We start from the raw sequence: 23,352 nt of genomic DNA on the forward strand, positions 1-23,352 counted from the left end.
AAACGGTGTCGGAGGTCCCTTGACCTCACCCCGACCGATCGTTGCACACTGAGCCAATGAAACGGCTGGGTTGGATGCTGCTTGGGTGGCTGATGGTGGGGATCGGAGGGATCGGCATCGTCGTCCCCGGCCTACCGACGACCGGGTTCTTCGTCGCCGCTGCTGCCTGCTTCTCGAAATCCAGTCCGCGCTTCGAACAGTGGATCCTCGACCTGCCCGGCGTCGGCCCGCTCGTCCGCGACTACCGGGCGGGTCTCGGTATGCCCCGTTCGGCGAAGATCCGCGCCAACGTGATGATGTGGCTGGCCATCGCCATCAGCGTCGGCGTCCTCATCGACGTGTCGGCGGTGAAGGTCTTGGTGGTCGCCCTCGGCATCATCGGGAGCTACTGGATCCTGGTGCGAGTGCCGACCAAGGCAGCGGTGCTCGCAACGGGCTGATCAGATTCGTTCGAGTTCGGCCCCGTCGAACAAGGCGGTGATGCCCTGGGCGAGGGTGTCGGCCTCCATCTGTTCTCGGGACGGAGCGGCGAGCGATCCCCGGGCCGCTTCGACCAGACGGGGAAGGAGGCGGGCGTCACTCGAGGTGTTCAGGAACACCTGCTCGTTGCTCAAGACGAACTGCACGGCGTGGGTGAGGGCATCGGGATCACTGATCGGCTCATACCAGCTGAACCGGCTGCCATCGTGGTCGGGCGCCCATCGGCCCCTTGCCGCCGACTTGATGGTCTGGACGGCGACGTTGCGCTCCCCGCAGGTGGCGAGCAACGCTTCCACGTCGGCCCGGTACTCCGGGTTCTCGAGCATCGTGAAGTTGTACGGGAACAGCACCGAGTCGAAGTCGAACCGCTCGAGGCTCGCTGAGTGCATCGCCGGAATGCGGGTGCCGTGCCCGGTGATCCCGATGAAGCGAACGAGCCCTTCGTCGCGCGCCGCAGCCAGGGCCTCGACGGCGCCGCCCGGTCCGTGGGCGACCTCGAACTCGTCGGGCTCGACCAGGTTGTGCAGCTGGATGAGGTCGACCTGGTCGACGCCCATTCGTTCGAGGGAACGTTCGAGCTCGGCCCGTGCTGCTGCGCCGTTGCGTTCGCCGGTCTTCGTGGCGAGGAAGATCTCGGATCGGTGATCGGCCAGCCACGGTGCCAGGCGAAGCTCGGACTCGCCGTAGGAAGCGGCGGTGTCGAAGTGGTTGATGCCGGCTTCGGCCACCAGTGCGATCGTGGCGTCGGCCCGGGATTGGCTCATGCCGCCGAGCGCGGCCGCTCCGAAGATGAGTCGAGTGCTGCGATGTCCGGTGCGGCCAAAGTCGGCAAGTGGGAGGTCGGTGGCGGAAACGGCGGGCCCGTGGATCGTCATGTCCTGAACGTACTCCCGCAGTTCGTTGCGGGCACGTGCGCCGGAGAATCGCGTGCGGGTGGCAGAGTGGCGTCGTAGGGTCCGGGCATGGTCGACTCACCCCGCCCCGTCATGCTCATCACCGGCGCCAGCCGAGGCATCGGCGCTGCCGCTGCCGTGCAGGCAGCCACTGCCGGCTATGACCTCTGCTTGGGGTATCGCAGCGATCACGAGTCGATGCGCTCGGTGGCTGACGACGCCGAAGCGGCAGGTGCGCGAGTCGTCACCGTCGCCGGAGACATCGCCACGGAGGCCACCGTGATCGACCTGTTCAGCGCAGCCCGGGACACGTTCGGCCGGCTCGACTCCGTGGTGATCAATGCCGGTGTGGTCGCACCGATCGACCGGGTCGAGAACTTCACCGTCGAGCGCTTGCGGTCGGTCTTCGAAACGAACGTGATCGGCGCCTTTCTCTGTGCACGCGAGGCGGTGCGGGCCATGTCGACCAAGCGAGGCGGGAGCGGGGGCACCATCGTCGTGGTGTCGTCCGCGGCCTCCTACCTGGGAAGTCCCGACGAGTTCGTCGACTACGCGGCGTCGAAGGGGGCCACCGACACCCTCACGATCGGGCTCGCCAAAGAAGTGGCGAACGAGGGGATCCGGGTGAACGCCGTTCGTCCCGGGCTGATCGACACCGACATCCACGCCAGCGCGGGCCGTCCGGACCGGGTGGCGGCGCTGGCGCCGAACATCCCGATGCAACGAGGCGGCACCGCCGATGAGGTGGCCGACGTGATCATGTGGCTCGCCTCGGAACGTTCGACGTACGTGACGGGCGCGCTCGTCAATGCGAGCGGCGGACGCTGAACTCGCTGGGTCTAGCGGCGACTCGGTAGCCGCTCAGATCTCGTCGAGCCAGATGGGGGAGCGGTCGAGCACCCACTCGCTGACGGCGAGGCAACGATCGAACACGTCGCACAGGTCTTCCTGGCGCAGGTAGACGTCGGCCATGTCGAGGTCGACCTTGGCGGTGATCGAGAGCGTGCGGATCGGTGCGTCGGTGACCGACATGGTGGAGTCGATGGCCGCGATCTCGAGCGGAAGGTCGGGTCCACCGATGCCTGCCAGCTCGGTGGCGAGCAGCAGCAGATCGGGGCCCTTCGGAAGCGGGGGGAGCGCCCAGTTGAAGATCAAGGGGAACAGGTAGCCGCGAGGCGGGTCCTCGGGCTCGTTCTCTTCGATCATCTTGTCCTCGAAGCTCAACATCGTGCGGGGATCGAGCTCGACCGCGAGATGAAGATCGAGTGGGCCGCCGCACGCCCGCTCGGGGTGGAGGTCGACCTCCCACACCTGACGCAACGAGTAGGTCTCGACGAAGTGGCGCTCGTCGTGCACATGGAAGCCGTGATCGGCCGCATGTTCCTTCATCTCGGCGACGAAGCCGGGCATGTCGATGATCGCCATTGGACTCCAGTATCGAAAAACCGTGGGCCAGAAGCCTGCCAGAGATTTCGACCGATGCCACGGTGTGCCCTTCGGGCACCCCGTGTGCCCTTCGGGCACCCCGAGTTGTTCGCTGAGGCTCACGTGTGCCCTTCGGGCACCCCGAGTTGTTCGCCGGGGCTCACAACTCGACAACTCGCCAACTCGCCAGCTCGCCGACTCGTGCTTGAGGCGGTCGCTTGCCGTGGTGATGGGATGGCGCTGGTAGCGTCGCCGCCGTGGATCCGACGATCATGCTCGAACGATTCGACACGCTCGCCGACGAACTGCGGCGACGCCTCGACGAGCTCGATGATTGGGGCCTGTCGGGGAACCGACCGGGGCAATACGTGCACGACGTGGTAGCCGACGAGTTGCTTTTGCCCGCATTGCTCGGCGACGGGTTTGCCGTGCTGACCGAGGAGTCCGGCCTCGTTGCTGCTGCGGCCGGTGGCAACGGCATCACGGTCGTGGTCGATCCGATCGATGGGTCCACCAACGCCTCGCATCGCCTGCCCTGGTATGCAACGAGTCTGTGCGCCGTCGACGCCGACGGGCCGCTCGTGGCGCATGTGAGCAACCTCGCCACCGGCGAGCGGTTTCGTGCCATCCGTGGCGAGGGAGTGGTGGCCGACCGAGCCGTCGGCGGACGCGTGGCAACCGGCCCGAGTGCGATCGAGCGACTCGACCAGGCGATCGTGGCGTTCTCCGGTTTGCCGCCCGAGCACGGCGGCTGGCGTCAGTACCGGGCCTACGGCGCGTTCGCCCTCGACCTGTGCGCTGTGGCCACGGGATCGTTCGATGCCTGTGCCGACGTCGACCGGGCGCACGGGGTCTGGGACTATCTCGGAGGGATGCTGATCTGCGCCGAAGCCGAGGTGCCCGTGGTCGATGCGTTCGGTGACGACCTCGTCGTCATCGACCATGACGCCCGGCGGGCTCCGGTCGCGGCGGCGACCCCCGAGCTGCTAGCGGAGGTCGTCGCCATGCGCCGACGGTGGGGGAGCGAAGGCGGTGCTCCCCGCTAGGCTCGCCATCCGCACGGGCGTTTAGCTCAGTTGGCTAGAGCGCCTCCCTTACAAGGAGGATGTCGGGGGTTCGAGTCCCTCAACGCCCACCAAAATGTCGTATTTCAAACCCCGTCGCGGAAGCGTCGGGGTTTGTTCGTTTCCGACCCCTGCGCCGACCAGTTCACGATCCTCGCTCCACTCTCGGTAGAGAGCTTCCAGCTCTCGCTCGATGAAGTCGGGATCGGCGTTGAGCACGTGGGCGTGGTCACGAGCAGCTTCGATGACCTCCGAGCTGAGTAGCAGCTCGAAGGGTTCGCTGAACTCGCTGGTGACTCCACCTTCGTCGTCGACATAGATCTTCTTGAAGATCGCCTGGTTCATCTGGCGTCGGATCGTTGGGCCGGCGTCTCGGTAGGCGGCCGCCCAGTTCTCGGCGAGGGCGAGGGCCTGGTTCAGGTTGGCCTCGACCTCCTCGAAGTGCAGCGAGGTCGCACGGAGACGATCGTCGATGGCGGCCAGCTCCGTCTCGATGCGCTTCTGCTCCTTCTTCATCAGGTCGAGTGGCACGGCGTCGGCGTAGTGGGCCTGCAACAACTTGGCCTGCTCGTCGAGCAGCTGGGTCTTTCTGCGCTCTTGGACGTCGCGCTCCCGCTCTGCAGAGGTCTGCTGGAGGAGCATTTCGTCGAGGATCAGGTCATGAAGCTGGGCGAGCATTTCGGCGGAGGGCTGAACCGTCTCGTAGTGGTCCTCGACCTGTCGCTCGATGGTGTCGATCAGGACAGCACGCTGCGAGCATTCGGTGCGCTTCTGCTGGCGCCCGAGGCAGATGAAATACGGGTAGACCTTGCCTCTCCGTCCCCGGTTGTTGGACACGAGTAGCCGCGATCCGCAGTCGCCGCAGTAGACGGTGCCCTTGAGGTAGTGCGGGTGCTTGCGCTGCTTCTCACCCGCTCGGCCCTTGGCCTGGAGCGTCTCCTGGACCTTCTCCCAAGTCGCCTCGGACACCAGTGGTTCGTGGTTGCCTGGGTAGGTGATGCCCTTGTAGCGAACGAGACCCTTGTAATAGGGGTGTGTGAGCAGGCGATGGAAGTGCGAGAGGCGCAGCGGCTTGCTCGGCGTCTTCGGGCCGGGCGTGGTGTCGAGGCCTCGTTCGGTCAGCTCGGCCAGGAGGTCACGGAGGTTGATGCCGCCCTCGGCGTATTGCTCGAAGGCGTACTTCATCAGAGGGCCACGTACTGGATCGATCTCCACGGTGCGGACCTCTTGGCCGTTCTCGATCCTGCGGACGTTGAGGTAGCCAGTTGGGGCCTTGCCGACGGTGCCACCAGTCTTGGCCTTTTGAAGCGATCCCTTCTTGACTTCGTTGGCGAGGTTGGCTGAGTAGAACTCGGCGATCGAACTCATGATGCCGTGCAGCAGGATGCCGCTCGGAGTCTCGTCGATGCTCTCGGTGCAGCTCACGAGGGTGGCGCCGGCCCTCTGGATGACGAGGTTGATCTCGACGTCGTCGGCTCGGTTGCGGGCGAGTCGGTCGATCTTGTGGACGATCACGTAGGTGGCCGGCTCCTCGATGAGGTGGCCGAGCATCCTCTGGAGTTCGGGTCGGGCGCTGGAGCGTGCGCTCTCGCCTCGATCGACGAACTCCTCGATGACGACTGCTCCGAGGGCCTCTGCCTTGCGACGACAGGCTTCACGCTGCGCCGGGATGGAGAATCCTTCGCCGTCCCCTCCGCGCTCGGCCTGTTCCTTCGTGGACACCCGTAGGTAGATGACGGCGGTCGGTTGCTCACTCATGTGGCCAGCTCCAAGGTTCGTGGCAGGACTCGCCGGTAGGCGTGCCGGCTACAGCGGCAGCGCTCGGGTTCGTCGAGGACGCCGAGTTGGTCGAGTCGGTACTTCATCGCTGCTGGTGAGACACCGAACATCTTGGCCATCGATGTCGGGGTCCGAGGCCCTTGGCCCCAGTGGCGCTTCACGTAGAGCTTGGGCATGAGGACACATGCCGCGAAGTAGTCAGCTGCTTGTTCGGCTGCGGGGTCGTTTCGTCGGGCGTCGGCGCCGTAGAGCCGGTCTTGCGTCGTGTGGTCGACGATGTGCTTGAACTCGTGCACCAGGCTGAAGCGTTGACGGGTCGGCGCCTCTGTGGCGTTGAGCACGATGACCCAAGTCGAGCCGTTCCAGAAGGCCATGCCGCTGCTGGGCAGGTCGGCGTCGTACTCGATCCGGATGCGAGGCAGGTCCAGTGCTTCGGTCGGGAAGCGGGCTTCGTCGATGCCGAGGTGCTGCCGCAGGCGGGAGGCCTGCAGTTCGGCTACCTGAAGAGCTTCACGCTGGCTCACCGTTCGGTGCGGAACGAGGCCGCGGAGGAGGGTCAGCGTGCCTCGGTGGTTGATGTTGATGCTGGGCGTTGGCATGTGGCTCCTCCTTTCAGTGAGTTAGTTCATGGGATTTCGTCTTCGCCGGGAGCGGGACTTTCGAGGGTCACGCCATGCTTACGAGCGAGGCGGGTGACGTACTTCTCGATCTGCTCGACTGCGTCATCAGGCAGGTCCTTGTACTTCGTTCGCATGTAGGGCGTGAAGCTGGGCAGTTCGTTCGGCGAGGCGTACTCGGCGAGAGCGAACACGTCGGCGATCGAGAGTTCGAGTGCCTCGGCGATGCGAGCCAGCTTGTCGGGTGCGGGTGCTGTGAAGCTGCCGTTCTCGAAGCGGACGATGGTGGCGTCGTTGATGTCGGTGAGGTCGCCGAGCTGGCGGGCGGATAAGCCCTTCGCCTTGCGGGCTTCCCTCAGGTACGTACCGAGCCGTTTGGCTTGCTCAGGCTCCATGTGGGGTCTCCTGCTTACAGTGCCTCTATCGTAGCACGATATGCTGCGTTTGCGCAGTGTGGAATTCACAACGCTCATCGTCGACTCCATTTCCAATGGGGTGTATCGTTCGGGACTTGACCGGCAACGGGCAGGGATTCATAATGGTGCATAACTATGCAGTATGAGCGCAAACCATCCTCGGACTGTGACCCGTTGACAGAAAGTCAGCTTGTGGTAGAGGTGCCTGGTGTCACATCTCTCGTTGGGGAACTGGGCAGAATTACGGCAGCTCGACTCTGTGAGGCTGAGATGGGTGACCCGGCTAGCCGCAAGTATGGCAATGGAATCGATAGGGCCGAAGACGGAACGTTGAGAGTAACCGTGGACGCCGAGTCGTTTCATCTGTTGTTTGGTAAATAGGCGGAATGGTCCGTCGAGGGGCGAGAGAGCGGCCGTACCAAATTGAGCTGCTCTGCGATCATCACCAGATCGATGGTTTTGATTGCGGGCACCCAGAGCTCAACGATGAACTCCGGCGACGCGTAAGCCCGTTCTACGACCCAGACGAAGGCATGGTGCTCGCCGGAGTCGTTGACGGTGTGGTAGTCGGCTACCTAGTGCTAGTGGATGTGCTCTTTCAGTTAGAAAATGAAGGAAAAGAAGAGCGCTGCTTCTACCTGGCCTATTTGGGAGTAGACCAGTCGTACCGGGGTTCATCGCTCGCTGGAGACCTTGTCCGTCGGGCATACGAGGTGCGCAGGCAGCGCAGGAAGCGGCGAAAAACCTACGCAGCCATGATCGTCAACACCTACTACAATGAAGAGCTTATAGATCGAGTAACGGGACAACGGTTCAAGCGCCTTCCGGGCAATAGCTACCTTTGGTACAAGCGGTCCGGGTGATGGCAGTTACAGCTCAGTTTCGAACAGGTGTACTGTTCCATCGTGACCATCAGCAACCTCCAAATCCGCAGAGAGATCTAGACCAAGACGGGCATAGTCGAGGCTGACGTATGGTCGCAGCCAATTGGGGACGAGGTGGTCGAGGTCAACGCCGAGGTCGTCGAGGAGCTGTTCGGCGTAGTCGCTGAGACTGTCCCAGGTGCCAAGGTAGTGCTCGTCGAAGTGGTCGAGGGCGTCGGTGTCGGTGGTGCCGACGTGGTCGACCCAGTGGGTGAAGACGGTGCCGTGGTCGGCGATGCCCTGGGCGATGCGGGCGACGGTGTCGATGCTCTCGTACTCGGAGAGTCGAAAGCGGCCGAAGCCCTCGTAGTCGTGGATGGCCCACTCTTCGGCGCCCGGGATGTCTGAGGTGGCGAGCATGTCGCTGATCTCGGCGTGAATGCCGTCGGGGTCTTGGTTGGCGTCGATCCAGCGGCCGTGCAGGTTGCCGTTGTTGTAGTCGGCGAGCGAGGCGGCGTAGATGCGGGGCTCGGGGTCGTGGTTCAGGTGTTCGTGTTGTTCTTGGGTTCCTTCCATGGGTTGGGGTCTCCTGTTTACGTCTGGTGTTGGTGGCTGCCCTCCCTCCTGTTGGTGTCTCGGGCGGCGAGAGACCTGGCGACCATCTTGCTCGGGGGCTGTGACGGTCATGGCTGGCGGTCCGTGTCGGTGATGACCTCGGTCGCCTTGTCCGATGTCGTGACGACGAAGAGGTCGGGGTCGATCCGGCGGTCGCCGTCGATGGCCTGCGCCAGCTGTGTACGTCGACGCTCGTCGGGAGCGATCCACAGGACCAGCGGGAAGATGCCGTGGCGTTCTTGTTCGGTACCGGTCCGTCGGTAGTCGGCGTAGGCGTGGCACTTGCGCTGGATCGTCGGCCGGGACTCGGTGCCGCAGTCGATCTCGATGAACCAGTTCAGCTCGTACTCGTCGTCGGCGACCTTGGCGAAGAGGTCGGGCTTCAGGGTGTTCTCGACGAGTCCAACTCGATGGGTGCGCCAGGCAGCCGGTTCAGGCTGGAGTTCGAGCAGGTCGATCTGATTGGCGGTGTCGAGCTCGATCAGCGTCGTCGACAGCTCGGTGATGGCGAGCGTGTGCTTGAGGAACGTGAAGCTCGGTTCGGTCGTCCGCTTGCGGGTCTCGGTCCCGACGACTCGGTGCCCGAGCGCACTGAGGGCGTAGACATGGCCGGCCGAACCGGCCCGGATGCCGCCGATCCGTCGGTCGAGACGAACAAGCAGTCCGTGACCGGTAAGTCGACTCAGGACTCGCCGAGCGACTCGGGCGCCGGTCTCTGGTGTGGCGTGGTCTCGGAAGTGGAGACGGCGAAGCTGATCGCCTGTCGCAAGGCGGAATCTGCGAGAGCTCTCCAGGACCGCCAGGTCACGGGGGCTCAGCTGGTCCCGGAGTTGTTCGAGCTGGCGGCGGCCGACCCGCTGGCGACTCATGAGGAAACCCTCTGAGGGAAGAGTGTCGGCTCCGCTATTGCCGGATTCGCCGTGCGGCTTCGGGCGATTGGATAACCTCGACTCGACACGGCCGGTAGGGCGATCGGTACAGCGGTCATGACTGACCTCGCCTTCTCCGGCCGAGCTGTTCGTCCTCATCGCGCGGTGCGTCGGTCAGGCGGTTCATCCGCTGGTCAACGTCAGAAGGTGTTCGGCCCCACCGTCGTGCGAGATCCCGTCCCGTTGCGGATGGATCACGTACCGGTCGCCGGGGCGCCGCAGTTCTCGCAGAGGCGAATGGTGTCGGCGCACCCTCGGTGAGGATGCTGGCGTACACCTCGTACTTGCCCAAGCGGGTGAAGTCGTCGGCGTCGAGTACGCCAGCGCTTCGGGCGATTCGCGCTGCGTCGTCCGGGCTGAGGCGGAAGCAGACCCGGCTCTGGGCGTTTGCGAGTACCGCGTCTCGCACCGACGTGGTCAATTGACCGAGATGCTGGTGAGCGAGCACGAGTCCGAGGCCGAGACCTCGGGCCTGGGCGAGAACGTCGGCGAGGTCGGTCGGCAGGTGCAGGTAGTCCTGGAACTCGTCGAGGTAGACGAAAACCGGGTGTCGTCGGGACGAGTCGATCTCGCTGCGCTCCTGGGCGAGTTGCCAGATGCGGGCGACGATCAGCGAACCGAGGAGGTTGGCGGCCTCCGCTCCTACGAGCCCCTTGCGGAGTGGTACGAGGAGCACTCGTCGCTCGGTGAAGATCGTCTTCGGGTCGAAGGCCGGCTCGATCTGACCGAGCAGCGCTCGGAGTGAGCTGCGCAAGAGGAACGGCCGGAGCTTGTTCATGACCGGGGCGATCACAGTGCTGCGCTCGGCGTCGGACAGGTTGTCGTACCAGTTCCAGAAGAAGCGGACCGCGGACGACTGCGCCTTGCCGACGAGCAGCCTGCGGCGGAACCGGTCATCCACAAGGAGTTGCGGAATGTGGCAGATCGAGGCCGCCTCGGAGTCGACGACAGTGAGAAGCGACGAGTGGAGGATGTCCTGGGTTCGTGGTCCCCATGAGTCGGCGTACAGCTGATGGAAGACGTGGAGGATGCCGTCGACGGCGAGTTCGGCGTGTCGGGATTTGAGCGGGTTGAACCCGACGACGTGGTCGCTGCGAGCGGCGTCGAGCACGACGACTCGGTCGAGATGGCGATCCTGGAGTCGAGCGAGGACGTCGTCGACGAGGTCGCCCTTGGGGTCGAGGACGACGGCTCCTCGTCCGTCTTCAATGTCCTGCAGGATCATGTTCAGCAGCAGGGTCGACTTGCCAACACCGGTCGGTCCGAGGACGTGGGTGTGGTGGAGACCGTCGGTCGCCGACTGTCCGATCGAGATCGGCCGGCCCGGATGGGTGGCCACTGCCAGCAGCCGATCATCTCGCTCAGGCTGAGTCGCTGCGGTGAGGCGTGACCCTCCCCGGTCGAGGCCGACGTAGTTCTTGTCGCCGAATGGCCAGGCGATTAGGTTCACGATCTCGTCTCTGTTCAGCGGCGTCGGTCGACGTGAAGCACGAGCAAGCCGAGCTGCGTTCAAGTCGTCTCGTACAAGACGGATTCGTACGCCTGGTGATTCGAGAGATCGGAGCGCTGCCTCATAGCTGGCGAGTGCCTGCCGGGGCGATCGACCGGTTGCGATGACCCTGATCGTTGTCGAGGCGCCGGGCAGACTCTCCTTGTCGGTGAGCGCTCGGCGAGCTTCGGTGTCGACCCGTGAGGGGCCGGTAGTGGCGGCTTCAAGCAGGGCTCGTGGCCAGGTTTCGGCATGGAGCGTCTCCAGCCGAGTCGGGATTGCGTTTGGTCGGAGTCGGCGGTCGATCACGACCTGGTGCATGACGGTCGCGTTGCCGGTGGCGAGCGCTCCGAGGATCCTTGTGGTGGATGCCTCGGGGTCGTCGACCCGGATCGGTCGCCGCTTGGTGCTGATGCGCAACGTGGCTGCAAGGCCCTCGGTCGGCATCGGTCTTGCGGTCTCGGTCACGATGCTACCGGCCACGGTGGACTCGACCAGCTGCACGATGCGCGAGCTGAGGGCGCCGATCCGATAGCTGAGGCTGCCCTTGCGGTTTTCGACCTCGATGATCACGAGGCCGAGCTGGCGATCGCTCAGCACTGAGGTGATGAGTCGACGGACATCGTCAACATCGAGATCCCGGTCGAAGTCGATCCGGTACCAGCTGAGTGGTGGTGTCGAGGATCTGAAGAGGGCAATCATGCGACCTTCCTCTCGTTCGACTTCGTCTTCTCATTCTGTGTTGTGGCCAGCTCGATGAGCGCCCGTGCGAGTCGGCGCAGATCGGGCTCGCTTCGCTTGATAGGCCGAATGCGGACCTTCCGCCTTGGTTCGTTCATTGCTCCCTCCTTTCTGTGTTGATTCCGGCCAGTGCTGCGTTTGCGCAGCTTCGATATTGAAACATTGCGTTTGCGCAGCAGTCAACGAGATTGCGCATTCCACAACACCGACCGGAACTGGCGCGACGAAGGCCATGGTCACCAACGGTTGCGCTGCATCCCGATCATGCGTAGGAAGACGGCAGCGATCAGCGAAAAGCCGATCCATGGAAGCCATGGCGCGATGGCGATGAAGAAAGCCTCGACGGCGAGGGTCAGAACAATGACAGTGAGCATCACACTCACCAGCCACGACCCGATGCCTCCGCCTCCTCGGCCGCACGGCGTTGGATACATCGACTTAGCTCGTGGGAGCCTGAAGAGGAGAGTCGCTGTACTCGGCGTAGGCCATGAGTAGCTCGTCGATCGATTGTTGTACGCCCGCCTCGATCAACGTGCGATACTCGCTGACCAGCTGACGATGTCGCAGTAGGCCAACCGTCATCACGGACCCGGCGACCGTGCCCATCGCGAAGGCGGCCAGCGCATCGAGCGTGACCACGAGGACGGACTCATCGCCGAGCATGCCGACTATGCGCATCATTAGTTGCCCGCCTTGAGGACCTGGTTCACGCCGATGGCGTGCAGCGCTCGGATGTAGTCTCCGGCCGCCATGAGCGCAGCCGGGTCGTCGATGGTTAGCGCCTGCGCGAGTTGCCTTGCTTGATTTTCGGCGAGCATTCCGGTGATCGCCGCTCTCTTCGCTCGCTCGATCTTAAGTTCGCCGATCAGGGCCTCCCCGATCTCACGGCGAGCACGACGGACCGTGCCTCTGGGCAGCTTCGTTCGACCAAGGATGTCCGTCGTGGTCATCTGTTCTTGGAGGGCGGACTCGTGTTCTGGCACCAACTCGCTCATCGCACTTCCTCGGTGTTCGTGCGGGCGCCCTGGAATCGATCGATCTCGCGCATGTAATCCTCGTGTGCGCTGCCGATTTCGTTGCCGTAGTCATCCATCCGCGGCCTCTCCCGCCACTCGTCTTCCGTCTCGATCCGGACCGGCTCCATGCCGTGAACCTCCTGTGTCAATCGATGCGGAGATGCATCAACAGATCTTGACACTCGCGCAATCCAGCTGGCTTGTCAAGACTCAAGGAACGTTGATGAGTCGTGAGGTGATGTGGTAGATTCGCCTGATCTGGAGAACGTGCTCGAGATTTCAGGGGGTTCGATGACGACAGAGGGTGATGGGACAATCGCCCGGCTGATGGCCGAGGTGGTTGCCGCAACGGATCGGGATCCTGATTCGGCTGAAGATGTGAGGCGAGCCGAGCCTTCCAGCCGCGAGGTATTCGAGTTCATCGTGGGTCGAGTCGTACCTGGCTACATAAACAGGGAGGCGCTTAGGGCCGAGAGAGGCGAACTTCCCTGGCAACAGGCGGCGTATCCGCTGACAGCAGTGGAAGAAGATCAGAAATATCGCGAGTTGCTCGAAGGAATAGCGACTACGCTCATAAATAACATTGCGAACGCCGTCGAACACCTCGTCAATCCATTCACCGGAGAACACCTGGATATTCGAACGGACGAAGCTCCACCAACAAGCCCCCGAGAGTTCCGGCGATGGATGGTCGAACAGGAATTGGCTATGCAGGAGTCGATTAAGCGGGCTGCAAGGGTGGCTGTCGAGTTATCCGAATCTGCAGAATCGTTGGCTCAGCTCTGGGTGGTTGCCGGGCGCACAAGCGGAATGACTTGGCGTCAGGTCGCGGACTTGACCGGTGTCTCGCCTCAAGCAGCACAGCAGCGCTATAAAGACCTATAGTTCTTGACATTTTTAACTGAATGTGAGACCGTAGCCATTGTTAATGGGGCAATCGTGTCTTGCCAGATTCCGATCTACAACAGTTTCAGCAGTTCATGGAAGAGCGTTTGTCGTACTTTCTTGAGGTGTCAGCTGGTGTCTCGGAGTTGAATGCCCTCGATTCGGATTTCCGCGAGACCGTGGCAGAATCGATGGCCGCAAGAATCGAAGCGACGGCCCAGATGAGGGACGCAGCCGCGGCCATGGTGACGCTTTGCGTTGATCAAGCTCGGAGCGCAGGTCTGACCTGGCGACAAGTCGGCGACTCACTGCACACGAGTCCGCAGGCTGCTCAGCAGCGCTACGGGCGAGATTGAGTCTGGGTTCGACCCGCAACTACGTGGAGTCAAGATCCCCGATTGCTGAGCGTCGTTTCGTGTAGTGCCGACTCGACGCCGGCAAGTGGGGGAACCGTCGACTTCGTCCAGGTCACTCGATGGGGAACTGGAACGTGTTGTCGCTCTCGTTCGCGGTTGGCTCGACTGCTACTGAGGGGCCATCGGGCAGAGGGATGTCGAGTTCAAGGTCGAGGGGCTGATCAAGCTGGCGCAATAGGGCCCTGGGCTAGAACGGGAAACGCGAGGTGTTTGACGCACAGAACGGGTGAATCCGAGTCAGCGATGCAACTCCGCCCTGTTCACGCCCCAGGGCAGCTGGACAGGCCGACCAGTCGAGACCTGAACTGCTGACCAAACTCAGCAAAGTTCGCAAAGCTAGCGCTTGGATGGTGTACATAGAGAGCCTCACCGCTACGGAGCCCGCATGTCGGTAAGGGAGGGATCACGCGTCTGGCGGTAGTCTTCGGCGAGAAAGGACGCGACGCCAGGCAGGGCGAAGCGGACAACCCGAACGCAACGCTATCGGCACTGCATGGCGCTGCTTGCTGTACGGTCTTGCTATGAGAGTCGGTCCCTCCCAAGAGGTTCGTTACCAAGTCTTCATCAGTTCGACGTTCTTGGACTTGCAGGATGCGCGCGAGGAAGCGATTCAAGCGATTCTGGAGCTTGACTGCTTCCCAGCTGGGATGGAGTTGTTCCCGGCGGCCAACGATGAGAAGTGGGATCTCATCAAGGCTGTCATCGACGACAGTGACTACTACATCCTAATTGTCGGCGGTCGGTATGGATCGGTGGACGAGGAGGGGATTAGCTTCACAGAGAAGGAGTACGACTACGCTGTCGAGACTGGAACTCCGGTTTTGGCATTCCTGCATGCTGATCCTGACGGCTTGCCGAAGCGTGACACCGAAGCCGACGGGGAGGGAAGCGCCAGGCTGGACCAGTTCCGTGAGAAGGTCTCGCTGCGGATGTGCAAATACTGGTCGACGCCAGCTGAACTGGGCTCCGTCGTGTCGAGGAGCCTCATCAAGACCATGAAGAACTCGCCCGCCAAAGGCTGGGTGCGCGCCGATCAGGCGATGACCTCGGACCAGATCGTGGAGATGGAACAACTGCGTCGCCAGGTAGCTGAGTTTGAAAAGGAAAGGTTTGAAGAGGGCTCTCACGTACCAGATGGCATTGATGAGTTCGCGCAGGGAGCCGATGAGACTGAGCTGACTTATGGATTCAAGGCGACCGGTTCGGGATTTATCGCTGACGAGTACGTGTCCGCTGACGAATTCACGTGGGATGGTATCTTCTCCTACCTTGGACCGGCCATGTTCGACGAGGCTTCGGAGACGTCGCTGCGGTCTCTCGTGAACAAGATGTTGGAAGAGCAGACGATTGAACGCAACCAGAAAGAGATCGATGGAGGAAACTCGACAGCTGAACTATGGGGATTCTTGATTGACAATGCTTCCTTCGACAAGGTCAAGGTTCAGCTCGTTGCTCTGGGACTCATGTCCAAAAGCGTCAAGCGGCATGGTGTTAATGACAAGAACACCTATTGGTCGCTAACTCCTTATGGTGAGCAGTATGTAATGAGGTTGAAGGCTGAGCGTCGCGAATAGTGACGGTTCGACGGATTCCGCGAAGATAGCCAAGCCGTAGTCTGACACCCATCTGTGTCGTTGCGCAGTACTTTACCCGTCGGGTCGATCTCGAGATTCGGCGGCCGGGGATCGGCTGGTGCTTCCAGGAGAACCGGTTACCTCAGACGCATACGACGACGTCGGCGAAGGATCTGTCTGTACTTGTTGAAGCTTCGCTATGCACTTGAAACATGAGATAATGGGTGTAACTAACAGGGAGTAGCAATGCCAGGACAAGTTCAACTCTGGTCAGACGAGCCATCCTATGTGGATCTGCTGGCGTTTGGGGCGATTGCCGAGACTGCGGTGGAAGCAGTTCTCGACGATGATCTCGACCCGGTTGCTCTGGGTGTTTCAGGGCCGTGGGGGAGTGGCAAGAGTACTGTCCTGAAGCTGCTGAAACGGGAACTTGAGGCTCGTCTAACCCACGAGGACCAGCAGCTGCTTGTGGTCGAAACGGATCCTTGGCGCTATGACCCAACCGTTGGCGCGAAGGGTACTCTAATTGGTGAGGTTCTTGGGGCACTAAACGCGGAACTGCTCCGAACCGACGGTCTGTCAGGCGACGTTGAGGGGAAGCTAAGGCGGCTGGCGAAGCGGGTCAACTGGGTGAAAGCCGTGAAGCTCGCTGCGAAGACGTCGATAACGCTGCAGCTGCCGAGCATCGACAGCTTGTCTGATCTAATCAGCGAAAATGACCTTGAGGCCGAAGGTGTAAAGAGTCTCGATGAGTTTAAGGCTGACTTCGAAGATCTTCTGAATGACCCCGCTCTTAGTCATGTAGTGAGGGTGGTTGTTCTTGTCGATGATCTCGACCGTTGTTTGCCCGAGACGGTTGTCGAGACTCTTGAGACTATGCGGCTGTTCTTGTCTGTTCCGAAGATGTCATTTGTCATTGCGGCGGATGAGGACAGGGTCGCAGATGCGCTGAGGAATCGTTTTCCGAATACGCCAGAGTCGAGTGATGGAGAAGACCCCGCAAAGCTCTACCTCCACAAGATCGTGCAGACGACTCTCAGGCTGCCTTCGCTGAGTAGATTCGATACTGAGGCCTTCCTTCTGCTGCTGCTTCTGCAGAAGCGCTCAGTGCAAACGCTAAATGAGGAGCAATTCACTCAGATTTTGGACTCATGCACTGAACTACGGACCAAGGCTGAGAAGCTGGACACTGTTGCAGTCCCTACCGGCATCGACCTTTCGAGAGAGCTTCAGTTCGCTGCGAGGCTTACGCCGATCCTATATGAGAAGCTTCATGGTAGCCCTCGTCGGGTGAAGCGGTTTCTTAACGACCTCAACGTGAGGGTGTCGATAGCGTCACGACGTGGTATCGAGCTGGAATTGGACGTGGTGGCCAAATTGATGATTCTAGAGTTGCTCCTGCAGGGAGACTTCAGGACTGCACTTAATTGGCTTGCGACAGGAGAACTGCGGTCGAAGCTGGCTGAACTGGAGAGTCAGGCGGGGAGGCCTTCTGCAGGCTCGATGGCCGTAGAAGCTGCGATTGCCGAGCTTGAGCCGGTTGTCGTGGAGTCGTCGGAAGAGAAGAGAAGGCAAAAGGCTGGGAGCAAGCCTGCGGCAATTGTGGTTGCCGAGCCAGAGAAGTCCGACCAATTTTCGGAGGACCTACTCCGTTGGGCGAAGCTTCCGCCAGCGCTTAGCGAGGTCGATCTCAGTCCATATCTTCACTTGGCGGCGTCGTTCACCGCAACGCCGCTCATTGACTCAGGGCTTCCCGAACGCTTGCGTGATCTCGGTGCAAATTTGCTGTCGTCGAGCCGAACGGCACAGAAGTCAGTCACGGACGAAGATTTGCTGGCCTTGTCGGAGTCTGATGCGACGGCACTCATCCAGCATCTCGGTCGTATGGCACGAGATCGCCCCGCGGACCTGATTTCCGGAGTTGGAGGCATCTTGCGCGTTGCCAGGCTATCGAAACTGGAGGAGCGAGCGAAGCGAGCTTTGCTGTCGGTTCCTGCTAAGGACGTTAAAGCTCCAGTGGTCCTGCTCTTTGGGCATGAGGACGCCAAGACTTACGGCGATGTGCTGCAGCATTGGTCCGATGGATCGACCGAGGACTCGGTAAAAACAGCTGTTGGCGCCCAGCGAAACCAGAGGGTCAAGAGCTAATGGGTACGAGTGGTGCGTACACAGGCGCGGGTGGAACAGCAGGCAAGGAGGTGGCCGAAGGTCTCGGAGAGTGGATCGATTCCCTGCCTAGCGCCCCGCCGGGAGGTGATGAGACTTCAGATGGATCGACCAATCCCGATTCAGACCGTCCGATAACCCAGCTATCGCCGAGGGTGGTCACCGGGCTCATGGGTCTCTTGCGGCCGCGAGGTAGGTCTTCCGGATCCGCAGACGGACCCGGTGCAGGTGGAGGCGCAGGCCGGGGCGGTCGGGGTATTGCTAGTTCTGGTGGTAGTAAGACAAGAGCCGGGTCAGGCCGGTCGACGCAACGTTTGTCAGCTGTTGGCGGACGGGCAGCAGCGGGTGCATATGCCTTCGCTCGCGGGGATGTCGCTGGACTCCAACGACTAGGTCTCGATTACGCCGAACTAAGCGCACTTAATGACCCCCTAGAGGTGACTCGTCGAATCGTCGATGCGGTGTGTGGTGAGCGGGCCGAAAACAAACTTGAGAGCGAAGAGGAGCGTTACGTAGCTGCTGCGGTGGCGGATTGGATCCTTGTAGAAAATCAGCGGGGCTCGATTCTTGAGCCGGACGACATCGCTCGGTACACGATCGCAACGGTTATAGCGGAGGTTCTCAGTTCTGAGTTGGCTGTAGCACTTCGCGAACGCCCTGATGAGGTTAGGGCGGTTGCCGAAGACGAGCTGCGTGATGCTGCGTCAGTCCTTGCTGGGCAAGCGGATCTGACAGCGACAGGGGCTTCGGAGCTCCAACTCACAACCGCCATCGAGGATGGAATCGAGAAGCTGCGGATGATCTACGGAGCGAGCGCATGACTTTCGAGTACGAACTGAAACTCACAGAACGGTCGAACCCGAGCAGCGATGACCCTTCTCGTACCTTCTATTGGCCGCCGCCCACCGGTGCGTCCAGCTTCTTATCGCCCTTCGGACCCGACCTAGGGACTGTGGGCGCAGCGAACGTGCTCAACGTTGATCTGGTTCGGTTGGCAGTTCTTGTTCTCGCCGCAGATCGCTCGTCATTGCGCAGAGTTGGATCTACGAACTGGTCGAGTCGAGACTTTTCGCTCATCATCCCTGTCTCGGACAAGAACATCTGGGATGCGGCGAGTGACGAAGTTGAACAGCTGCTCGGTTTTCTAACTGGGGACAACTGGGAGTTGAGTTTCCGTACAACGCCTCCTGCGGGTGAGAGGATCAGGCCGTCCTCGGACATGCCTAGACCAGCGCGCGTAGTTCTGATGAGCGGCGGAGCGGACTCTGCGCTAGGTGTGCTGGAGTCCCGCCTCAAGCTCAGTGCAGATCAATCGCACATACTTGTTTCGCACTTAGGTCTCACCACGTTGTCGCCGATTCAGCGAAGGGTTGCAGAACAGGCAGAGTCCCTCGCTCCAGGGCCGCTTCAGGAACTGAATCAAGTTCGTCTGACTCGCAAGCGGTATCAGGTCGATGGCTCGAAGTTTCAGAGCGAGACCTCAACGCGATCACGCTCGTTTCTCTTTCTCGCGCTGGGACTAGCGTATGCCTCCGTTCACGACGTGCCGCTTTGGATTCCTGAGAACGGGTTCGCTTCGCTGAACCCGCCGCTTGCTTCGAATCGTCGCGGAAGCCTTTCGACCCGGACGACCCACCCAGCATTTATCGAGGGATTGTCGGAAATTCTGAGTCAGGTCGGAGCGCAGGCCGAGATCGTTAACCCGTTTGCCGGAATGACCAAAGGCCAGATGTTTCGGTCGGCTGCCGACAGGGTTGGGGAGGGAAAGGCCAGCCAGTTCCTTTCGGCGACCCACTCATGCGGACTGACCGGTCAGCGTTCCAAGGGAGTCCCTCCGACGCTTCAATGCGGAGTCTGCTTCGGCTGCGTAGTGCGACGTGCCTCGTTCAAGGCAGCTGGAATAGTGGACGCTACGCCCTATGCGACCGCTGATCCGTCCGATGAGCTTCAGAAGTGGCTAGACAAGAATTCAGTTATCCCTGACATGCGTGGGTTCGTGCGCCGTGGTGTGACGAACCGCGACCTATTGGCCCTCGGTCTCCCGAAGAGTTATCCGATATGGCAGGCTCGTGACTTGTGTGATCGCGGTGTCGAGGAACTCCGGGGAGTAGTAGGGTGAGGCGGCTTCGTGCTCTCGACCTGCACGCTCATGTCGATGCCGGAATCGAGCCTGCTGAACTGACTGCTCTTGAAGCTGTGGTGTTTGCGGCGACAAGGTCGCTCGACGAGGCCGAACAGGTGTCGGCTCGCACTGATTCGATGACCATCTGGGGAGTTGGGTGTCACCCAGGACTTGTCGGGTCTCAAAAGTCCTTCGACGTAGAGCGCTTCCGCGCTCTGATCGGGCAGAGTGCATTCGTCGCTGAGATGGGCCTTGATGGCGGGTCTCGGGTTCCGATCGAAACTCAGAAGCGAACCCTGGGTGATGCCCTGAGCGTGTTGGTGGATTCGCCACGAATCACCTCACTCCATAGCTACCGAGCAACGTCCGAGGTGCTAGAGCTGCTCGAGCAGTATCCGCAGGCTGGCGTCGTCCTGCATTGGTGGCTCGGTACAGAAGAGGAAACGCATCGTGCTATTCAACTTGGATGCTACTTTTCGATCAACCGATCCTCCGTCCGACGAGAGGACTTGCTGAGCCTAATTCCTCTGGAAAGAGTGTTCGCCGAGACGGACCATCCATTCGGAGACAAGGGTCGAGGGATCCGTCGTCCTGGTGAGGTCAGTGAGGTGGAGACTGCTATCGGCAAGACGCACGGGCTGGCTGCTGCCGATGTCCGGAAGCAGACTTGGATCAACCTAAGTAGCCTTGTTTCCGACACGCGGGTTGGACCATTGCTGCCGACCGAGGTTCGGCGTCAGTTGGTAGCGCTAGCCCGGATCTTTCGTAGCTGAGGTCTGGGAGGCTCGCGAAAAGCCCTCCGACCTGGGATGATGTGAGTTCTCACACAAACATCAATCGGTCCAGTCTCGGAGGGCTCTCGATGCGCAACGCTACCACCCTTGTTCGACCACGTTCAGTGACCGGCGACGGCACGGGAATGGTGTCCCACGCCGGCCTGGTCTGGCTCGCAGAAACCGCTGATCTGGCTGGGTTGACCGCCGGATTGACCACCGCGATGGCATCGGTCCCTCAGCGTCGCCACGACCCGGGCCGCACCCTCACCCAGATGATCCTCGCCCTGGCCGACGGCGCGACCTGTCTGTCGGATCTGGCAGCGATCCGTGCCCAGACCTCGATGTTCGGGCCGGTCGCGTCCGACGCGACGGTGTGGCGCAGCTTCAACCAGATCGGACCGGTCGAGTTGCGTGGCATCGCAACAGCTCGAGCCACAGCACGTGAGCGCGCCTGGAAAGCGGGTGCCGGCCCAGCCGGAGAGGACCTGATCATCGATTTCGACGCGACGCTGATCAACACCAGAGCCGACAAACAAGACGCCCGCCCCAACTACAAACGCGGCTACGGGCATCACCCGCTGCTGGCGATGATCGCCGAGACCGACGAAGTGCTGTGCGCCAAGCTGCGGCCAGGAAACGCCGGATCGAACACCGCCATCGATCACGTCACCGTCCTCGCTGACGCTCTCACGCAACTCCCGGCGTCGTGGCGTGCCGGCCACACGCCCGGCGACGATCCGGCCACGGTCGAGCACCGAGTCCTGGTTCGTGCCGACGCCGGCGGGGCCAGCCATTGGTTCGCCGAGGAATGCGTCGACCGGAACCTCGAGTTCTCCTTCGGGTTCCACATCGATCAACGCGTCCGTGACGCGGTGGTGTGTGTCCCCACCGGCTGCTGGCATCACGCCATCGACAGTGACGGGACCCGACGCGACGGCGCCGAAGTGGTCGAGCTCACCGAGTTCGTCAACCTCGGCACATGGCCAGAAGGGACCCGGCTGATCGTTCGCCGCGAGCGGCCACACCCCGGCGCCCAGCTCACCTTGTTCGACACCATCGAAGGATTCCGCCACACCGCGTTCATCACGAACCAGAACAGCGCGGATGTCTCCGCCCTCGAACTCCGGCAGCGACAGCGGGCCCGTGCCGAGAACGTGATCCGCGACACCAAGGCCTGCGGCCTGGCGAACCTGCCGTTCGACTGCATCGTGAACAACGAGGTCTGGATGAACCTGTGCTTCGCCGCGAATGACCTGTTGGCCTGGGCGCAACGCATCGGCTGTGTCGGTCAACTCCGGCGGGCGACACCGAAAACGATCCGCCACCGACTCCTCCACACCGCAGCCCGAATCAGCCCCAACAGCCGCAGACTCCGTCTCGACAACGACTGGCCCTGGACCCGCCACATCCTCGACGCCATCCACCGAGTCCGAACCGCCTTCCGAACACTCACCGTGACCGCCACACCGGCAGCTCACACAGCCCTATGAAAGATCGGGGCTAGAGGGCTAGGCGAAGGTGGCCGGGTTTGAGTAGTTCAGATCCGCCGAGTTGTGAAACGCATCACGCAACGCCCATGTCGGTCCTCGGCCCATGGGGCCTCGTCACTCACGGAGTTGTTCGCTGGGGCTCACAACTCCCGCTCGACTTTGGTGCCGGGGTTCGAGAGCTGTCCTATGAGGTCCACGTCGTTCGCTTCGCTCACTTACCGAGTTGTTCGCTTGGGGCTCACAACGTCGCCGTCGTTCCTCGGCCTGGGGTCGAAGCCCTTACGGAGTTGTTCGCTACGAGCCGATTGCGCCCCACCGGCCGCCGAGGCTGTCAGGGGGCTGCGGTACAGTGCTGCCATGGGCACCGAGCGAGTGTGGACGGCGGCAGAGATGGAAGTAATGACACCCGACGAACGGGCAGAACTGGTCCGTAGCGGCATGCGGCGCTCGCTCGATGGCCTCGATCCCGAGTTCAGAGCTCGCGTGGAGGCCAAAGGTCGCCGGATTGCGAGAGAGCACGGTCTCCTCGACACCGAGACGTCGTGAACCGGCGACGCGAAGTCCGCGTCGCCCCTTCGTTCTTCGCAGAACTCGACCAGCAACTCGGTGACGAACGCGGCCCGGATGGCGAACCCTCGGCCACCGACTTCATTGTCCTGGAACTTCCGACGATCGTCGAAGAGTTCGCGAGCAACTTTGACAACCTCCCCGAGCCCGCAGCAGGGGTCTCGGCGGCGAGGATGTTCATCAGTGTCGGGAGACTCGTGGGAGCGTTCGTCGTCCACGGCATCGAGACAACCGAGGGCATCGTCCACCTCACGGGTATCGACGTCGCTCTCTAGAAATCGGAGCACGCTCGCAACCGGTAGCAGGGTTCGAAAGCTGCGCGACGAGGCCCACGTGTGCCCTTCGGGCACCCCGAGTTGTTCGCTGAAGCTCACAACGTCGCCGTCGTTCCTCGGCCCTGGGGGCCTCGTCTCTTACCGAGTTCTTCGCTGGCGCTCAGAACTCGCGCCGGAGTTCGAAAGCTGTCCTGTGAGGCCCGCGCGTTTCATTCATCCGTCGTCCCGGGCGAAGACGCCGGGACGTCCGGCGGTGGCGTTGCGTCCCGCTCACGCTCGAGCTGGGGGCGGCTCTCACGCTCGGGGTACAGAGTTCCACCACGATGCCGTTCGGATCGCGCACGTAGCCGGATGTCTGGCCCCACGGCTTGTCGGAGAGAGGCGCTGCCACCGACGCTCCCGAGGCGAGTGCCCGTTCCCAATCCGCATCGATGTCGTCGCTCCAGAGCGCGACGTGTGCTCCAAGTGTGGGGGCATCAGAACGGTTCGGGACGTAGGCCACGTCTCCGATGAGCTGTGTTGTCGCTACGAACGTCTCGCCGATGAAGGCGAGGACGGCTTCGCCCGAGGCGAGCTCGGCGTATTCGCGGGAGGGATGCATGTACGCGAGCTCCAAACCGAACACACGCTCGTAGAACTCGACGGTACTCGGCACGTCGGCGACGATGAAGGCCGTGATCTTGGCTTTGAGCATGGGTGTTGACGCCTCCTGCAATCGGGTCTGCCATCCCCGGTGACCCTGATCGTGTCACAT

The 23,352-nt window shown here is 61.9% G+C and carries 27 protein-coding genes and 1 tRNA gene; 16 read left to right on the forward strand and 12 right to left on the reverse strand.

The features are described from left to right. The first annotated feature begins 56 nt into the window (after positions 1–56). Positions 57–440: a YbaN family protein gene (locus R2733_20555; GenBank protein ID MEZ5378902.1), complete on the forward strand. Its 384-nt coding sequence runs from the start codon at positions 57–59 to the stop codon at positions 438–440. Here the strand turns inward: R2733_20555 and R2733_20560 are convergent, their stop codons facing one another. After that, positions 441–1,355 carry an aldo/keto reductase gene (locus R2733_20560; protein ID MEZ5378903.1) on the reverse strand — a complete coding sequence of 305 codons (915 nt, stop codon included), beginning with the start codon at positions 1,353–1,355 and terminating at the stop codon, positions 441–443. An 87-nt stretch (positions 1,356–1,442) separates the two neighbouring features. Between R2733_20560 and R2733_20565 the strand changes: the two genes are divergently transcribed. Continuing rightward, positions 1,443–2,201 carry an SDR family oxidoreductase gene (locus R2733_20565; GenBank protein MEZ5378904.1) on the forward strand — a complete coding sequence of 253 codons (759 nt, stop codon included), beginning with the start codon at positions 1,443–1,445 and terminating at the stop codon, positions 2,199–2,201. Positions 2,202–2,234: 33 nt separating this feature from the next. Here R2733_20565 and R2733_20570 read toward each other — a convergent pair whose 3' ends face one another. Next, positions 2,235–2,798 carry a hypothetical protein gene (locus R2733_20570; GenBank protein MEZ5378905.1) on the reverse strand — a complete coding sequence of 188 codons (564 nt, stop codon included), beginning with the start codon at positions 2,796–2,798 and terminating at the stop codon, positions 2,235–2,237. 257 nt (positions 2,799–3,055) lie between these two features. Between R2733_20570 and R2733_20575 the strand changes: the two genes are divergently transcribed. The 5 genes from R2733_20575 to R2733_20595 all read left to right on the forward strand — a co-directional run bounded on the left by R2733_20575 (position 3,056) and on the right by R2733_20595 (position 5,590). Beyond that, positions 3,056–3,844, forward strand: a complete 789-nt coding sequence (locus R2733_20575; GenBank protein MEZ5378906.1) for an inositol monophosphatase family protein — start codon at positions 3,056–3,058, stop codon at positions 3,842–3,844. A 15-nt stretch (positions 3,845–3,859) separates the two neighbouring features. After that, a tRNA-Val gene (locus R2733_20580) sits at positions 3,860–3,936 on the forward strand. A 367-nt stretch (positions 3,937–4,303) separates the two neighbouring features. Then, on the forward strand, positions 4,304–4,705 hold the full coding sequence (locus R2733_20585; protein ID MEZ5378907.1) for a hypothetical protein: 402 nt from the start codon (positions 4,304–4,306) through the stop codon (positions 4,703–4,705). 48 nt (positions 4,706–4,753) lie between these two features. Beyond that, complete coding sequence (locus R2733_20590; GenBank protein MEZ5378908.1) at positions 4,754–5,206, forward strand: hypothetical protein; 453 nt, start codon at positions 4,754–4,756, stop codon at positions 5,204–5,206. A 30-nt stretch (positions 5,207–5,236) separates the two neighbouring features. Further along, the gene (locus tag R2733_20595) at positions 5,237–5,590 is read left to right on the forward strand and encodes a hypothetical protein (GenBank protein MEZ5378909.1); all 354 of its coding nucleotides are present in this window, start codon (positions 5,237–5,239) and stop codon (positions 5,588–5,590) included. Positions 5,591–5,616: 26 nt separating this feature from the next. On the opposite strand, the gene R2733_20600 is transcribed toward R2733_20595, so the two are convergent. Together R2733_20600 and R2733_20605 are read right to left on the reverse strand one after the other, a co-directional pair. Continuing rightward, positions 5,617–6,240 carry an ImmA/IrrE family metallo-endopeptidase gene (locus R2733_20600; GenBank protein MEZ5378910.1) on the reverse strand — a complete coding sequence of 208 codons (624 nt, stop codon included), beginning with the start codon at positions 6,238–6,240 and terminating at the stop codon, positions 5,617–5,619. A 26-nt stretch (positions 6,241–6,266) separates the two neighbouring features. Beyond that, positions 6,267–6,653: a helix-turn-helix transcriptional regulator gene (locus tag R2733_20605; protein ID MEZ5378911.1), complete on the reverse strand. Its 387-nt coding sequence runs from the start codon at positions 6,651–6,653 to the stop codon at positions 6,267–6,269. A 407-nt stretch (positions 6,654–7,060) separates the two neighbouring features. On the opposite strand from R2733_20605, the gene R2733_20610 reads away from it, so the two are divergent. Then, positions 7,061–7,537: a GNAT family N-acetyltransferase gene (locus R2733_20610; GenBank protein MEZ5378912.1), complete on the forward strand. Its 477-nt coding sequence runs from the start codon at positions 7,061–7,063 to the stop codon at positions 7,535–7,537. A gap of 6 nt (positions 7,538–7,543) precedes the next feature. On the opposite strand, the gene R2733_20615 is transcribed toward R2733_20610, so the two are convergent. The 7 genes from R2733_20615 to R2733_20645 all read right to left on the reverse strand — a co-directional run bounded on the left by R2733_20615 (position 7,544) and on the right by R2733_20645 (position 12,455). Continuing rightward, a complete protein-coding gene (locus R2733_20615; protein ID MEZ5378913.1) occupies positions 7,544–8,113 on the reverse strand; it encodes an antirestriction protein ArdA in 570 nt (189 codons plus the stop codon). A 107-nt stretch (positions 8,114–8,220) separates the two neighbouring features. Next, positions 8,221–9,021, reverse strand: a complete 801-nt coding sequence (locus tag R2733_20620) for a replication-relaxation family protein (GenBank protein ID MEZ5378914.1) — start codon at positions 9,019–9,021, stop codon at positions 8,221–8,223. Between the two features lie 115 nt (positions 9,022–9,136). Beyond that, a complete protein-coding gene (locus R2733_20625; protein ID MEZ5378915.1) occupies positions 9,137–11,272 on the reverse strand; it encodes a type IV secretion system DNA-binding domain-containing protein in 2,136 nt (711 codons plus the stop codon). Positions 11,273–11,547: 275 nt separating this feature from the next. Then, a complete protein-coding gene (locus tag R2733_20630) occupies positions 11,548–11,694 on the reverse strand; it encodes a hypothetical protein (protein ID MEZ5378916.1) in 147 nt (48 codons plus the stop codon). 55 nt (positions 11,695–11,749) lie between these two features. Further along, positions 11,750–11,992, reverse strand: coding sequence for a hypothetical protein (locus R2733_20635; GenBank protein ID MEZ5378917.1), 243 nt, complete (start codon positions 11,990–11,992; stop codon positions 11,750–11,752). After that, the gene (locus R2733_20640; protein ID MEZ5378918.1) at positions 11,992–12,306 is read right to left on the reverse strand and encodes a hypothetical protein; all 315 of its coding nucleotides are present in this window, start codon (positions 12,304–12,306) and stop codon (positions 11,992–11,994) included. Before R2733_20640 ends, R2733_20635 begins: the two co-directional genes overlap by 1 nt. Then, positions 12,303–12,455 (reverse strand): hypothetical protein, encoded by a 153-nt coding sequence (locus tag R2733_20645; protein MEZ5378919.1) that lies wholly within the window; start codon positions 12,453–12,455, stop codon positions 12,303–12,305. Before R2733_20645 ends, R2733_20640 begins: the two co-directional genes overlap by 4 nt. 163 nt (positions 12,456–12,618) lie before the next feature. Between R2733_20645 and R2733_20650 the strand changes: the two genes are divergently transcribed. The 8 genes from R2733_20650 (at position 12,619) to R2733_20685 (ending at position 22,598) form a co-directional block, all read left to right on the forward strand. Continuing rightward, complete coding sequence (locus R2733_20650; protein MEZ5378920.1) at positions 12,619–13,212, forward strand: hypothetical protein; 594 nt, start codon at positions 12,619–12,621, stop codon at positions 13,210–13,212. Between the two features lie 937 nt (positions 13,213–14,149). Further along, on the forward strand, positions 14,150–15,202 hold the full coding sequence (locus tag R2733_20655) for a DUF4062 domain-containing protein (protein ID MEZ5378921.1): 1,053 nt from the start codon (positions 14,150–14,152) through the stop codon (positions 15,200–15,202). 288 nt (positions 15,203–15,490) lie between these two features. Beyond that, positions 15,491–17,350, forward strand: coding sequence for a P-loop NTPase fold protein (locus R2733_20660; GenBank protein MEZ5378922.1), 1,860 nt, complete (start codon positions 15,491–15,493; stop codon positions 17,348–17,350). 455 nt (positions 17,351–17,805) lie between these two features. Then, the gene (locus tag R2733_20665) at positions 17,806–18,189 is read left to right on the forward strand and encodes a hypothetical protein (GenBank protein MEZ5378923.1); all 384 of its coding nucleotides are present in this window, start codon (positions 17,806–17,808) and stop codon (positions 18,187–18,189) included. A 1,294-nt stretch (positions 18,190–19,483) separates the two neighbouring features. Further along, complete coding sequence (locus tag R2733_20670) at positions 19,484–20,263, forward strand: TatD family hydrolase (protein ID MEZ5378924.1); 780 nt, start codon at positions 19,484–19,486, stop codon at positions 20,261–20,263. 89 nt (positions 20,264–20,352) lie between these two features. After that, entirely contained in the window at positions 20,353–21,756 is a 1,404-nt protein-coding gene (locus R2733_20675; GenBank protein ID MEZ5378925.1) for an IS1380 family transposase, read from the forward strand. Positions 21,757–22,113: 357 nt separating this feature from the next. After that, the gene (locus tag R2733_20680) at positions 22,114–22,302 is read left to right on the forward strand and encodes a hypothetical protein (protein ID MEZ5378926.1); all 189 of its coding nucleotides are present in this window, start codon (positions 22,114–22,116) and stop codon (positions 22,300–22,302) included. Beyond that, complete coding sequence (locus R2733_20685; protein MEZ5378927.1) at positions 22,299–22,598, forward strand: hypothetical protein; 300 nt, start codon at positions 22,299–22,301, stop codon at positions 22,596–22,598. The genes R2733_20680 and R2733_20685 overlap by 4 nt, the downstream gene beginning before the upstream one ends. Before the next feature lie 160 nt (positions 22,599–22,758). Here the strand turns inward: R2733_20685 and R2733_20690 are convergent, their stop codons facing one another. Continuing rightward, entirely contained in the window at positions 22,759–23,292 is a 534-nt protein-coding gene (locus tag R2733_20690; protein MEZ5378928.1) for a VOC family protein, read from the reverse strand. Positions 23,293–23,352: the final 60 nt, after the last annotated feature.

It is taken from the genome of Acidimicrobiales bacterium (assembly GCA_041394265.1).
Lineage (GTDB): Bacteria > Actinomycetota > Acidimicrobiia > Acidimicrobiales > SZUA-35 > JBBQUN01.